Origin of the sequence: Cupriavidus sp. UBA2010, from assembly GCF_002335265.1 — a bacterium.
In the GTDB taxonomy this organism is placed as follows: Bacteria; Pseudomonadota; Gammaproteobacteria; order Burkholderiales; family Burkholderiaceae; genus Cupriavidus; species Cupriavidus metallidurans.
The window spans coordinates 409,896-423,249 of the sequence record NZ_DDCI01000033.1 but is presented as its reverse complement, the minus strand read 5'-3'; the positions used below and the strand labels follow the sequence as shown (position 1 = coordinate 423,249).

10 protein-coding genes and 1 tRNA gene are annotated in these 13,354 nt (G+C 60.2%); 7 read left to right on the top strand and 4 right to left on the bottom strand.

What is annotated here, in order from left to right; genetic code table 11:
• Nucleotides 1-613 precede the first annotated feature (613 nt).
• Both ubiD and B2246_RS25700 read left to right on the top strand, forming a co-directional pair.
• The gene (gene ubiD, locus B2246_RS25705; RefSeq protein ID WP_035884843.1) at nucleotides 614-2,137 is read left to right on the top strand and encodes a 4-hydroxy-3-polyprenylbenzoate decarboxylase; all 1,524 of its coding nucleotides are present in this window, start codon (nucleotides 614-616) and stop codon (nucleotides 2,135-2,137) included.
• Nucleotides 2,138-2,223: 86 nt separating this feature from the next.
• Nucleotides 2,224-4,233 carry an acetoacetate--CoA ligase gene (locus tag B2246_RS25700; RefSeq protein ID WP_011517271.1) on the top strand — a complete coding sequence of 670 codons (2,010 nt, stop codon included), beginning with the start codon at nucleotides 2,224-2,226 and terminating at the stop codon, nucleotides 4,231-4,233.
• Nucleotides 4,234-4,242: 9 nt separating this feature from the next.
• Here B2246_RS25700 and B2246_RS25695 read toward each other — a convergent pair whose 3' ends face one another.
• Nucleotides 4,243-4,899: a glutathione S-transferase family protein gene (locus tag B2246_RS25695; protein WP_008642239.1), complete on the bottom strand. Its 657-nt coding sequence runs from the start codon at nucleotides 4,897-4,899 to the stop codon at nucleotides 4,243-4,245.
• A 283-nt stretch (nucleotides 4,900-5,182) separates the two neighbouring features.
• Here B2246_RS25695 and B2246_RS25690 point away from each other — a divergent pair, with 283 nt between their 5' ends.
• The 3 genes from B2246_RS25690 to B2246_RS25680 all read left to right on the top strand — a co-directional run bounded on the left by B2246_RS25690 (nucleotide 5,183) and on the right by B2246_RS25680 (nucleotide 7,970).
• On the top strand, nucleotides 5,183-6,415 hold the full coding sequence (locus tag B2246_RS25690; protein WP_035884767.1) for a polyhydroxyalkanoate depolymerase: 1,233 nt from the start codon (nucleotides 5,183-5,185) through the stop codon (nucleotides 6,413-6,415).
• 85 nt (nucleotides 6,416-6,500) lie between these two features.
• On the top strand, nucleotides 6,501-7,400 hold the full coding sequence (locus B2246_RS25685) for an aldose epimerase (protein ID WP_035884766.1): 900 nt from the start codon (nucleotides 6,501-6,503) through the stop codon (nucleotides 7,398-7,400).
• Between the two features lie 303 nt (nucleotides 7,401-7,703).
• Nucleotides 7,704-7,970 (top strand): hypothetical protein, encoded by a 267-nt coding sequence (locus B2246_RS25680; protein WP_035884765.1) that lies wholly within the window; start codon nucleotides 7,704-7,706, stop codon nucleotides 7,968-7,970.
• A 91-nt stretch (nucleotides 7,971-8,061) separates the two neighbouring features.
• Here the strand turns inward: B2246_RS25680 and B2246_RS25675 are convergent, their stop codons facing one another.
• Together B2246_RS25675 and B2246_RS25670 are read right to left on the bottom strand one after the other, a co-directional pair.
• A complete protein-coding gene (locus tag B2246_RS25675) occupies nucleotides 8,062-8,451 on the bottom strand; it encodes a DUF5594 family protein (protein ID WP_035884764.1) in 390 nt (129 codons plus the stop codon).
• Between the two features lie 617 nt (nucleotides 8,452-9,068).
• The gene (locus B2246_RS25670) at nucleotides 9,069-9,956 is read right to left on the bottom strand and encodes a phage integrase N-terminal domain-containing protein (RefSeq protein WP_080709906.1); all 888 of its coding nucleotides are present in this window, start codon (nucleotides 9,954-9,956) and stop codon (nucleotides 9,069-9,071) included.
• A 1,444-nt stretch (nucleotides 9,957-11,400) separates the two neighbouring features.
• On the opposite strand from B2246_RS25670, the gene B2246_RS25665 reads away from it, so the two are divergent.
• Nucleotides 11,401-11,475: transfer RNA gene (locus B2246_RS25665), tRNA-Gly, on the top strand.
• 75 nt (nucleotides 11,476-11,550) lie between these two features.
• Nucleotides 11,551-12,339 carry a tRNA (guanosine(46)-N7)-methyltransferase TrmB gene (gene trmB, locus B2246_RS25660; RefSeq protein WP_035884763.1) on the top strand — a complete coding sequence of 263 codons (789 nt, stop codon included), beginning with the start codon at nucleotides 11,551-11,553 and terminating at the stop codon, nucleotides 12,337-12,339.
• 56 nt (nucleotides 12,340-12,395) lie between these two features.
• On the opposite strand, the gene B2246_RS25655 is transcribed toward trmB, so the two are convergent.
• Nucleotides 12,396-13,277 carry an undecaprenyl-diphosphate phosphatase gene (locus tag B2246_RS25655; RefSeq protein ID WP_011517276.1) on the bottom strand — a complete coding sequence of 294 codons (882 nt, stop codon included), beginning with the start codon at nucleotides 13,275-13,277 and terminating at the stop codon, nucleotides 12,396-12,398.
• Nucleotides 13,278-13,354 lie beyond the last annotated feature (77 nt).

The following is a 13,354-nucleotide window of genomic DNA, read 5'->3' as shown; positions in this document are numbered from 1 at the left end:
GACAACTGCGCGAGCCCGATCTCAACGTACTCAAGTAAGGATGCTGCGTCACCTAGCAGGGGTGTCCAGCACCTGTTGGCGGGCGCTCCCCATGCGCCCAACGAGAAACAGGGTACGAACCTGGGGAGCCGCACCCTGCCACTAAGCACTCATTCATGCCCCGGCATCCCGCCAGGGTGATCGTCGATCGGGCCACTCCCGGCAGCCTCGTGATCGCAATCAATTGAGGTGTTGTATTCGCAGCGATTCGGCAGACATCCTATTGACAGAGGACAAAAAGCCATGTTGCGGCGCAACACCTCGAAGAGCAGACCGGATTGTAGGAACGCTTTTATAACCCGTCAAGCATAACAAAACAAATTAACACTACTTTTATATATATGTAACAGCGGCCTCCGGGCGGCCGTCAGCGCACCCGCAAACCCGGAATCATAAGCCGGGCCTAGTATTGCTCCCCCTCCCCGACCTGACCGAACTCGCAATTTACTTACAATTTCAACTCAGTCGCTGGCACGATTTTTTTGCGCCTTTGCGGTGGCGTGTGTATCGTCACACACATTGGAAACGTCGCGCCATGACCCCTCGCGACACCGCACCCCAAATCGATTTCACTATGCAATACAAAGACTTGCGCGATTTCATGAGCCAGCTCGAGCAGCGTGGCGAGCTGAAACGCGTGGCAGCACCGGTGTCACCGAACCTCGAAATGACCGAGATCTGCGACCGCCTGCTACGCGCAAACGGCCCGGCCGTCCTGTTCGAGCAACCGCGCCGTGACAATGGCGATATCTATAAAGTGCCTGTCCTGGCAAATCTGTTCGGCACGACACAGAGGGTGGCGCAGGGCATGGGCGCATCGTCGCTTGAGGATCTTCGCGACATTGGTCGCGTGCTCTCGGCCCTCAAGGAACCGGAGCCGCCGCGCGGCCTGCGTGAAGCCGGCAAACTGTTTACGCTGGCCAAGTCCGTATGGGACATGGCGCCCAAGCGCGTGAACAGCCCCGCGTGCCAGGAGATCGTCTGGGAAGGCAACGACGTCGATCTCGCGCGCCTGCCGATCCAGACGTGCTGGCCCGGTGATGCGGCACCACTAATTACATGGGGCCTGGTCGTGACGAAGGGCCCGCACAAGAAGCGCCAGAACCTGGGCATCTATCGCCAGCAGGTCATCAGCCGTAACCAGGTCATCATGCGCTGGCTCGCCCACCGTGGCGGCGCGCTCGATTTCCGCGAGCACGCGCTGGCCAACCCGGGCAAGCCGTTTCCGATCGCCGTGGCGCTGGGCGCCGATCCGGCCACGATCCTCGGGGCCGTCACGCCCGTGCCCGACACACTCTCCGAGTACCAATTCGCCGGCCTGCTGCGCGGCAGCCGCACCGCGCTGGCCAGCTGTATCACGCCTACGCTGTCCGAACTGTCGGTGCCCGCATCGGCGGAGATCATCCTCGAGGGCCACATCCAGCCCGATCCGAACCACCCGTCCGGCTACCAGCACGCGCTGGAAGGCCCGTATGGCGATCACACCGGCTATTACAACGAGCAGGACTGGTTCCCGGTCTTCACGATCGATCGCATCACGATGCGGCGCGACCCGATCTACCACTCCACCTATACGGGCAAGCCGCCCGACGAGCCGGCCGTGCTCGGCGTGGCGCTGAATGAGGTGTTCGTGCCGCTGCTGCAGAAGCAGTTTCCCGAGATCACCGACTTCTACCTGCCGCCGGAGGGCTGCAGCTACCGCATGGCACTGGTCCGCATGAAGAAGCAGTACGCCGGCCACGCCAAGCGCGTCATGTTCGGCGTGTGGAGCTTCCTGCGCCAGTTCATGTATACGAAGTTCATCGTCGTGGTGGATGACGACATCGACGTTCGTGACTGGAAGGAAGTGATCTGGGCGATCACCACGCGAGTGGACCCGACCCGCGACACGGTGATGGTCGACAACACGCCGATCGACTACCTCGACTTTGCCTCGCCGGTCTCGGGCCTGGGATCGAAGATGGGTATCGACGCCACCGACAAGTGGCCCGGCGAAACCACGCGCGAATGGGGCACCCCGATCACCATGGCCCCGGAGATCAAGGCCCGCGTGGATCAGATGTGGGGCTCGCTGTTCGAGGAAGGCCCCGGCAAGTAGCGCGATTGCCCGCTATCATCGCTTTTTGACCGGCAATCCAAGACAACACTCTCATGGCCCGCGCAGACGGGCTCCGGAGGAGACAAATGACGCTTGCAACCCAGGCCGGCCAGCCGGCATGGACGCCGTCCGCGGCATTCACCGAAAGCAGCCATCTGGCCGCATATATGAAGTGGTTGCGCGGCGCGCGCGGCCTCGACTTCCGTGACTACGCCAGCCTCTGGCAATGGTCGGTCACCGACATCGAAGCGTTCTGGCAGACCATCGTCGATTACTTCGACGTACGCTTCGACACACCCGCGCAGCGTGTGCTGGATCGCCGCACCATGCCGGGCGCGCGCTGGTTCGAGGGCGCGACGCTCAACTACGCGCAGCAGATCTTCCGCCACGCCGGCACCGGCCTGGCACGCCAGCGCACCGCCATTCGCCATGCCGGCGAGGCGCAACCGCTAGCCGATATCAGTTGGGACACGCTGGAATCACAAGTCGCCTCGGTTGCCCACGCCTTGCGCCAGATGGGCGTCACGCGCGGTGACCGCGTGGCTGGCTACCTGCCCAACGTGCCGGAAACGATCGTCGCATTCCTGGCAACTGTCAGCGTGGGCGCGATCTGGTCGGGCTGCGCGCCGGACATGGGCCAGGTGGCTGTGATCGACCGCTTCCGCCAGATCGAACCCAAGGTGTTGATCGCCGTCGATGGCTACCGATACGGCGGCAAGACGTACGATCGAGCGCCTGTGGTCGCCGATCTGGTTGCCGCGCTGCCCTCGCTGACCGACCTCGTGATCGTGCCGTCGATCGGCAGCAACGTCACGCCCGAGCCACATGCCCGGCGCCACACCTGGAGCGACGTGCTGGCGCACGACGTGCCGCTCGAGATCACGCCGGTCCCATTCGATCATCCGTTGTGGATCGTCTATTCGTCCGGCACCACCGGTATGCCAAAGCCAATCGTCCACGGGCACGGCGGCATTGTGATCGAGCAGCTCAAGCTGATGGCATTCCACAACAACCTGGGCACAGATGATGTGTTTCACTGGTACAGCAGCAGCGGCTGGATCATGTGGAATGCGCAGGTAGCTGGCCTGCTGCTGGGCACCACCATCGCGCTCTACGACGGCAACCCGGCGTGGCCCGATGCCGGCGTGCTCTGGCGATTCGTGGATCAGGCGCGTGTGACGATGTTCGGCGCCGGCGCTGCATTCTTCACCAATTGCATGAAGGCGGGCGTAGAACCGGCGGAGATCGCCGATCTGTCGCGCCTGCGCGGTCTGGGCTCGACGGGATCGCCGCTGCCGGAGGAAGCGTACGACTGGATCTACGGGCATGTGCGCGCCGACATCTGGCTGGCGCCGATGTCCGGCGGTACCGACTTCGCCGGATCGTTCGTGGCCGGATGCCCCCTGCTGCCGGTCTATCAGGGCGAAATGCAGTGCCGTTGCCTGGGCGCCAAGGTCGAAGCCTTTGACGACAACGGCAAGCCACTGATCGACGAGGTGGGCGAACTGGTCTGCACCGAGCCGATGCCATCCATGCCGCTGTTCCTGTGGGGCGATGCCGACGGCAAGCGTTACCGCGACAGCTACTTCGACACCTATCCGAACGCGTGGCGCCACGGCGACTGGATTCGCATCACACCGCGCGGCGGCGCCATCATCTACGGTCGCTCCGATGCGACGATCAACCGATACGGCATCCGCATGGGCACGAGCGAGCTGTATCGCGTGGTGGAAGAGTTGCCCGAAGTGCTCGACAGCATGGTGGTCGATCTCGAATACCTCGGCCGCGAATCGTATATGCCACTGTTCGTGGTGCTGCGAGAGGGCATGGCGCTGGACGATGCCCTGCGCGACACCCTGCGCGCGCGCATTCGCGTTGCGCTGTCGTCGCGGCACGTGCCGAACGAGATCCTGCAGGTGCCCGGCGTGCCGCGCACGCTCTCAGGCAAAAAGATGGAAGTGCCGATCAAGAAGCTGCTGCTCGGTCATGCACCCGAGAAGATCGCCAACCGCGATGCCATGGCGAATCCCGAGTGCCTGACGTGGTATTTCGCGTATGCGGAGGACTACCTGACGCGCGCGGCGCAGCCGGCGTAAGGCGCTACGTCAGAACTCGACGTCGAGTTCGCTGATCTCGTCGGGCTCCTCGCGGGCGGCATGAATCCATTCCTGCATCTCGGGCATGGCCAGGATCGTCTTGCAGAACTCGACTAGCGGCGCATCGAGCTTCACGCCGTACGTGATGAAACGCGTCACCACCGGCGCGTACATCGCATCGGCAATGGTGCGGCGCTTCCCGAACAGGTAAGGACCGCCGTAGCGTTGCAGGCACTCCGCCCAGATCGCGGTAATGCGGTCGATATCGGCCTGCGCGCGCGACCAGACCTTCAGCCCCGGGAAATGCCCCTTCAGGTTCATCGGCAGCGCCGCGCGCATGGCGGCAAAGCCGGAGTGCATTTCGCCGCAGATCGCGCGGCAGTGGGCGCGCGCGACCAGATCGTCCGGCAACAGCTTCGCCTTTGGCCGGATCTCGTTGAGGTACTCCGCAATCGCCATCGTGTCCCAGACGGTCACGCCCTCATGGCGCAAGCACGGCACCAGGATCGACGGCGACAGCAGCAGGATCTCCGCCCGCGCGGCCGGGTCATCCGGCGGCACCAGCACCTCCTCGAATTCAAGCCCCGCAAACCGGGCCAGCAACCATCCACGCAGTGACCAGGACGAATACGTCTTGCTGCTGATCGTCAGCGTCGTCTTCGACATCGTGCCTCCTCTGCCCCCGGGGCATTGTGCGATGTTCGCTTGCAGTATCGGCGGCGAGCGGACCATATGCCAGCACGCACCCGCGCGGTGCGTGCTGGCATATGGTCCGGCACCAGTGCGAGGCCGCCTGTCGCCGCCGCTACGGGGCCGCTCCGCCACTCCGCACCCTTTGCGTGCCCTCACCCACCAAGCCAGACAAAATTTGCAAACGGCGTGCCAACATCGACGCCCGTGGCATATATATTGCGGCAATGGGGCTCGACGGACGTGGGGGGACCGAGCCATGCTCTACCAGACCTATCAGCTCTACGCGGATATGATGCAGCCGGCCTGCTCGCTGGCCGACATCGCCTCCACGCTCATTTCCGGATACCGTCGCGCCGACAACAGCGAGACGCTGCGCGCGCTACGCGCCTGGTGCGAAGTGCTGGCACTGGCACGTCTGACTCACTACCGCCCTCCTTTCGGCATCGACCGCGTGCGTATCAATGGTCGCGGCGAGTATGTGCCCGTGACCGAAGAAATCGTCATACGTACGCCGTTCTGCACATTGCTGCGTTTTCGCCGCGAGGGCGCGCCCCAGCAACCGCGTGTGCTGCTGGTGGCGCCGATGTCCGGCCACTTCGCCACGCTGCTGCGCGGTACCGTGGAAACGATGCTCCGCGACCATGACGTCTACATTACCGACTGGCATAACCCTCGTGACATCCCGCTCATCTGTGGCCGATTCGGCTTCGACGAATTCGTGCATCACCTGATCACGTTCCTCCACGTATTGGGTGGCAACACGCATGTCGTGGCCGTGTGCCAGCCGACTGTCGCCGCGCTGGCGGCCGTCGCGCTGATGGCCGAGGACGGCGACCCGGCACAGCCGCCGAGCCTGACGTTGATGGCGGGCCCGATCGATGCGCGCGTGAATCCCACCCGCGTCAACGCGCTGGCTACCAGCCGCCCGATCGAGTGGTTCGAAAACACGTTGATCGGATACGTGCCGCTGCGTTTCGCCGGCGCGCTGCGACGCGTGTATCCGGGCTTCGTCCAGCTCATCGCGTTCATGAGCATGAACCGCGAGCGCCACGAACAGGCGCTGCGTGATCTGTATGACCTGCGTGCGCGCGGCGAGCATGGCAAGGCCGATGAAATCCAGACGTTCTATAGCGAGTACTTCGCGACCATGGACCTGACGGCCGAGTTCTATCTCGAGACCATCAGCCTGGTCTTCCAGCGCTTTCTGCTGGCCCAGAAACTGCTCGACGTGGCGGGGCGGCGCGTATCGACCGACGCGATCCGCCGCACCACCCTGCTGACCGTGGAAGGAGAGCGCGACGACATCTGCGCCATCGGCCAGACCATGGCCGCGCAGGACCTCTGCGCCAGCCTGCGCCCGTATATGCGGATGCACCACATCCAGACCGGCGTAGGCCACTACGGCGTGTTCAACGGCAAACGCTGGGAATCGCAGGTCTACCCGCTGCTGAGAGAGACCATCCACATGAGCGACGAGATGTTTGGTTGAGCGATGGCGCCTGCATGGGCCGACGAAATGAGCCAAAGAGGCAGGGTGCTAACCTTCGGTTTCCCCCCTATCTTCCGCAGTCGACATGCCCACCACCTCCACGCAGCGATACCAGGGCCAGGATCTTCTCAGGATCGGTAACGACCACAGCTATCTGCTGCTCGCCCCCGAGCATGGTGGCCGGCTGGTGCGCTGGGTCCATCATGGGCAGGACATCCTGTTCTGGCCCGATGACGCCGACTGGTCGCGCGTAGCCAAGATCCGTGGTGGCAATCCGTTGCTGTTTCCGTTTATCGGGCGGCATTTTGTCGATGGCGAAGCTGGCAAATGGCACGACCGCGATGGAACGGTTTACACCCTGCCGCAACATGGCTTCGCGCGCCACCTGCCATTTGCGGTCACCGAGGTTTCGGACTCTGCCGCAAGCCTGACGTTGACGTCGTCCGATGCCACTCGCCCGGGCTATCCTTACGAGTTCGAATTCACCGTGACCTATCGCCTGGCCCCGGACGGACTCGAAGCAGTTCTCGACACCCACAATACGGGTACGCAAACCCTGCCCTACTATGCTGGCCACCACTTCTACTTCGCTCTGCCACACGAACAGCGCGCGCAGAGCCAATTGTCGATGCCCCCGGCCGAACGCATGCGCCAAAACGACGATGGCAGCCTCACCACGCCTCAGGCTGGCAATAACACATACACCGTCGACGATCCACGCCTGCAGGACACGTTTCACGCCCTGCGCGCCGAGGGCTCCGCTCGCCTTACCATGCCATCACGCACGATCGAAATCGCGCTGAACGACGAGGCCTTCACTCCCTGGTACGCCGTCATCTCATGGACGGAACGCGACGACTCTGACTTCTATTGCGTGGAGCCTTGGTTAGGCTTGCCGAATGCAATTCATCATAGCCAAGGGTTGCGATGGATAAAAGCTGGTACTAGGGAACGCGCGATCTGTAGACTTTCGGTTTTACGGTAGGCGAATCACAATCGCTGTCGCAGATAATCTTGAAAATCGACCCCGTTGATTACCCTGGAAACAATGTGATCAGCCTTCCGCGTCAAGGCATGACGAAAGGCATCGTACAATATAAAATAATGTCAATGCTACGTTGAAGATTGCTTCCGTCTCGCGGTACCCACGCCGTGATAGTTGTCTACTGCAAAGATGCCTCGCCTCTTACCGACTCCTCGCCCTCCAGAACCTGTACACGGATATGAGCCCTCACCAATTGGGTATGGCTACAGCCGCTTCTACGTTTTGGACCAAGCAGGTCGACCCATGCGCGTCTACGACTTCAAGGAACATGCTCGCTGGGAGCACTTCGAGGGAAAAGGCTGGCAGATCAAGGACACGTTGCCTGAGCTAGCGATCGAAGTTTGGACATATTTTTCCGGTTGGGGAAGTCGGAAAAATGAAGATCCACCAAAATTTGTGACACACGTCAGCGGCTCGATTAAGGGAATTTATCTTTCGCTGACCTGGGAAGAGGCAAAGGACATGCACCAGCGCGTAGTAGAAGAACTCGCACGAGGGATAGCTGAGTAGCTCGAAGTTTTCTATGCATTCGCTGCCATAGCAATTGGTAGCCCACCACAACCGTAGGCACATACAGAACAACTCTCGCGCACAACAACCGCTATTGATGCAGATGCTCGAAGTCGAGTCCGCCAAGCAATACGGTGGGGTCGGCCTGCGTGCGCGAACCAAAGTCGATCTGCCGCGCCTCCTGCCAGGCATCGAGCTTGCCCGGCAAGGCGTCCAAATATTCGGCAAACCGCAGGTCACCACCCGGTCCGAACAGCCGGTCGACCTCATAGCTGTCCCAAGACATCGTAATGTCCAACGGACAGGCATACCGTCCGCCGCCACTTCGCGGAGGCGCCCAGATGCGCAGGCGTGCCGGCAGGTCGGGAGAGGCTGGGGGAAGAACGTCGGCAAGCAGCGTCCCGTGGGAAAGCCGTTGGACCCGCTCGACGATACGGGGAAGGAGCTCGGCATTGAAGCGTTGGGCAGGGTCTGGATGCACGATAAGATGAATAGTGAGAGTACTTGGTTGCCTGCAAAGCAGCCCTCGATCATGAGCAGACTGATTGTCCAAACAGCCTTACATAATTGCAGTTGGCTATACCAAGGCACTCGCACGCTTGCCTGCGACGCTCGCCGCTGCCTAAAAGTGCCCGCCGAGGATTGCTACGCCGCGTCCACATCAAGGAGAATAGCCTAAGAATAGAAGGCCACGCGCTTCCTCAGTGCGTGGGCGCATCAGACAGCCTTTTCGTCACTGACGCCTACCAGCCCCAATATGCGCCTCGCCAGTGTTAAAGACGCCAGCCGTCACACCGAGGTGGCACGGTAGCAGGTAGGACTTCACGACCAGGAATTTCTGGCCAGCTACTGAGGTCTACCATGACCCGCTTGCAGCCTATGTCTTGCAGATATGCCATCGTTCTCTCCAAATTGTCAAACTGGTGCGGAATTTTGCGAGCGGATCGGAGCCATTGCCCTCCATTGACACGCACAAACCACGCCTGCTCGCCATGTATAACTTCAACCAAATATACCGCTCGCATAGCGAGGAGTTGCAGTAACTGATACTCTAGAATTTCTGCCATATTAATGGTATCCAATTTCTATTGGAAATTTTTAGCGACCCAAATAAACAGCGGTAATTGCTTCGCGGTTATGTCCCAGCTCAGCCGAAATCTTGAGCCGAGCAATATGGTCCACCAAACGCTGATCAGGCGTAAGGTGGGATGACCCCGGACCACCTGCAGCTGGCGCCAACCATCCCGTAAATTCCTTATAGCGCCGCTGGGCATATTCATGCCGGAGACCATGCAATTTACAAATCCCCGCCTTGCGGGTTGCCCTGATGTAGCGGCCGAGCTGCTCAACATATTTGAGATGCTCCGGAATCATTGAGCCGCTTCCGCACAATACTAGTACACGAGCAAGCAAGTCACGCTGCTCCTCCGTTGTGACAGGTACAACACGCGCTCGCCCTCCTTTACACCAAGTTGGCTTCAAATGAATCTCTTTTACCTCATTAGTAGATTTACCGTTTAATGCATACTTGATTTGAAATTTTATGCACTCTTCACGGCGCAGACCAAACTCTTTCTGAAGCTCCACAGAGCAACGAATACGATCATCAGAAATTTTTCGCAAATCTCCAGAACTCAGAGTTATGGCCTTGGAGACATTCGTCACAAATCTTCGCTTACCAATTCCAAGCTCCGCATTCGTGCGTGGCACGCAGTTTTCCTTACCCACCTTTTCGGCCCACCAGCGCACATACGACATACGATTTTTCATCGTCGACACAGCGACTCCAGATTCTTGCCATCGAGCAACCAGCGCACGCACGTGTTTCGGCTTCAAACCCGTAGCCGGAAGAGTTCGATAGCCCATATCCTTAAGGTCGTGAGCCACTTGCGCCAAGACCTCTCTACGAGCGGCCTGAGTTGAGAAGGAGCCATCTCGATTGCGATCAACCATTCGCATTAAGTCTAAAAAAATATCGATCTTCATTTGAATCCTCACGTTACTCGCAACATTACTTATTTGGTCAGTGTTAACTGCGACTGGCTAGACCAGTCCTGGCACTGATGTCCTCAGGCATCAGTACGGGCAAACAAGTGCTGCGGCGCAGCTGGCCGGCCAATGTGTCCCGTTGAGCCCACAATGGCGTTCCGAGCAGATGGATGCCGCCGAAGGCGCAAGCGCGAGTAGAAGACGCGTTTGACAGCCTTCCAACCGAAGACAGCAAAGAGTGCCGGCTGTCGGATACCTGCTTGGGGAGAGCGCAGGAGGACTCTGGGGACGATATGTCCACCTCTGCTCGGGGAAACCCGAGAACAAGGCCCTGTTGGGGTGATGGCGCAATGGGCGCGCCCTGCGTTAGACGGGAATGGGAGATTTAATGAAATCCAGACGCGAAACTGATTGCAGTTATGTCCACGAACAGGAAAGGGAGGAAGGTCGGAAAGCGAAGAAAGGTATCCTGCCCGCTCAACGGCGGGCAGATCGCCAGCATTGCACTGACTTATAGAGCAGCCGATGAACCCTATGCCAAGAAAAATCTTGCACTAGGACGCCAAGGGAACAAGAAACACCACTAAAAACAGGCGGTCGGCAGTACATCCTCAGCTGCGCTCCACTAAGGAGTGCGAAGCCGGAATAACTACACAACAGACGAATTCGCATCCGCCATGCTTTTACAAGCACTCCGTAGAAGGGATGCGGGACAAAAGGATCTCACGGAGCCGCAGAGGCTCACAAGAAATCATCGCCGATTAATACGCCGCAACCTGCGAACTTCCGGAAAGGCGCGGCAGGCGCGTACAATTTGCGACCTAGGTCGCGAGTCGATGCGTCATTGACGCGAGTGTGAAGCAAAGATAACGCACAAAGGGCGCCTTGGCAAGCCTCTCAAGCGCAGCAGGCGGCATGTCTTACATACCCGTTCTTCGGGCCACTGGAGCGCCGACTGATGCGAATTCTATTGCGAGATTGATGAGGGCGCCTTGCCGCTACGTTCCTCACTTCGACCGAATTCCCTACCACAGTGGCAGCACTGACATTCGCAGCTGCGCTTGAATTCGACGCGCGCCTCCCATTCGGCTTGCTCAGCCCGAATCCCGTTCTTAGCTACCCAGATAAAAAAAGCACAGAGAGGGAAGCCGACAATTAGTACAGCCAAACCGAGCGACATAGTAGTACTCCGGACGCTTGCCTAGGACAGCAAACATGTTGAGTGCAGCGCTGATATTAGTGTACATAAAACTCACCTAGAAGTGCAGGAGCGCCCAACTCCACTTGTCAAGTCTGGTCGCGGCGATTAGGTCTGGTCCTACTGAACTTGGTGCAAGGCCGTTCGACACCACTCGCAAGTAGCATACTCGACACTTTCACGCACGGCGCACAAGTCTCATACTTGCATCCATCTTGGAATCCCGCATAAAATCGCGGTTCCGCGGGCGTCGTATAATGGCTATTACCTTAGCTTCCCAAGCTAAAGACGTGGGTTCGATTCCCATCGCCCGCTCCACTCTTACTACGCAAGCCGCCTCTGGCACCCGATCGAAGCGATGATCGGCGATCCGCCCGGCGGTTTTTTGTTGCCATGCTTCCCCAAGACACCATCACCGAGCCGCTGCCGGGCGACGACGCCAAAGGCGCCCCTGGGCAGTCTGCCGACACTTCCACCGCCGATTCCAACCCGGGCGATGATGTCGCGCACCCGCGCCGAATCCGTTCGTTCGTCAGGCGCGCCGGGCGTACCTCGACGGGACAGCAACGGGCGATGGACGAGCTGGGACCGACCTACATCGCCCCATACAAGCCCGAGCCGCTGGACTGGACCGCCGCATTCGGGCGCGAGGCTCCGTCGATCCTTGAAATCGGTTTTGGCATGGGCGAGACCACGGCGCATATCGCGGGCCTCCGCTCGCAGGACAACTTCCTGGGTTGCGAGGTGCACGAGCCCGGGGTTGGTGCCCTGCTCAAGCTGATCGGGGAGCGCGAACTCACGAACGTGCGCATCATGCAGCACGACGCGGTCGAAGTCGTCGCGCACATGCTCACCGAGAACTCGCTAGATGGCGTGCATATCTACTTTCCCGATCCGTGGCACAAGAAGCGTCACAACAAGCGCCGTCTGGTGCAGCCGCCGCTCGTGAAGCTGCTGGCCAGCCGCCTCAAGCCCGGTGGCTATATTCACTGCGCGACAGACTGGGAAGAGTATGCGCACCAGATGGTGGAGGTGCTATCCGGCGAACCGGCGCTGGAGAATACGTCGAAGGCCGATGGGGGATTTGCGGACCGGCCGGATTATCGGCCGGTGACCAAGTTCGAGAAGCGCGGTCTGCGCCTGGGTCATGGCGTGTGGGACGTGGTGTTCCGGAAGAAGTAAGCCAGAATGTGAAAGAGGGGCGACTGCCCCTCTTTCACATTCTGGCGCTCAAGCGCTCAGGCGTGCCAGGAAATGACCCCGGTCCACGCGGTCAGGAGCACGATGATGCCAAAGGCGATGCGGTACCACGCGAATGGCTTGAAATCATGCGTGGCCACGAAACGCAGCAGCCAGCGCACGCAAAGGAACGCCGACAGGAACGCGAAAACGAAGCCCACCGCGAAGATGCCGAGATCGTCAGCGGACAACAGCGCACGCGCCTTGTAGAGTTCGTAGACCGTGGCGCCGAAGATCACCGGAATCGCCAGGAAGAACGAGAACTCCGTGGCCACCTGGCGCGACAGACCGAACAGCATGCCGCCGATGATCGTCGCACCGGAGCGCGAGGTACCGGGCACCAGCGCGAAGCACTGGGCCAGACCCACCTTCAGCGCATCGCGCCAGTTCAGGTCGTCCACCGATTCGATGCGCGGCGCGCCCGCCTTGGCGGCCTCCAGCAACGCATTGCCTTGTGGGGCCGACACCGTGCCGCGACGCGCCTCGCGCCATTCGGCCAGCAGGATCACCACGCCACCGATGATGAACGCCGTCGCCACGGTGATCGGATTGAACAGATGGGCCTTGATCCATTTGCCGAAGACCAGGGCCAGCACGATGGCCGGTATCGTGGCCACGATCACGTTGACCGCAAAGCGCTGCGATTTGACATCGCTGGCCAGGCCGCTGATCACGGTGCCGATGCGCTGTCGGAATTCCCAGCAAACGGCCAGGATGGCGCCGAACTGGATCACGATCTCGAAAATCTTGCCCTTCTCATCGTTGAAATCGAGCAACTGACCCGCGAGGATCAGGTGGCCAGTACTGGAGATGGGAAGGAATTCGGTCAGTCCTTCGACAATGCCAAGGATGACGGCTTTCAGGGCGAGTGCAATATCCATGCGGAATCAGGAGAGGGAGGCGCGAAAAGTCTGCGCAAGACCCGCCGGTATGGGCGCGGGCACGAGCATTATTGTTG

Excerpts from the sequence above, each read along its gene's own strand:
- B2246_RS25685 (WP_035884766.1), top strand. The coding sequence starts at position 6,501 with ATGCCCACCACCTCCACGCAGCGATACCAGGGCCAGGATCTTCTCAGG.
- B2246_RS25655 (WP_011517276.1), bottom strand. The coding sequence starts at position 13,277 with ATGGATATTGCACTCGCCCTGAAAGCCGTCATCCTTGGCATTGTCGAA.
- B2246_RS25695 (WP_008642239.1), bottom strand. The coding sequence starts at position 4,899 with ATGTCGAAGACGACGCTGACGATCAGCAGCAAGACGTATTCGTCCTGG.
- B2246_RS25670 (WP_080709906.1), bottom strand. The coding sequence starts at position 9,956 with ATGAAGATCGATATTTTTTTAGACTTAATGCGAATGGTTGATCGCAAT.
- B2246_RS25690 (WP_035884767.1), top strand. The coding sequence starts at position 5,183 with ATGCTCTACCAGACCTATCAGCTCTACGCGGATATGATGCAGCCGGCC.
- trmB (WP_035884763.1), top strand. The coding sequence starts at position 11,551 with ATGCTTCCCCAAGACACCATCACCGAGCCGCTGCCGGGCGACGACGCC.
- ubiD (WP_035884843.1), top strand. The coding sequence starts at position 614 with ATGCAATACAAAGACTTGCGCGATTTCATGAGCCAGCTCGAGCAGCGT.
- B2246_RS25680 (WP_035884765.1), top strand. The coding sequence starts at position 7,704 with ATGCGCGTCTACGACTTCAAGGAACATGCTCGCTGGGAGCACTTCGAG.
- B2246_RS25700 (WP_011517271.1), top strand. The coding sequence starts at position 2,224 with ATGACGCTTGCAACCCAGGCCGGCCAGCCGGCATGGACGCCGTCCGCG.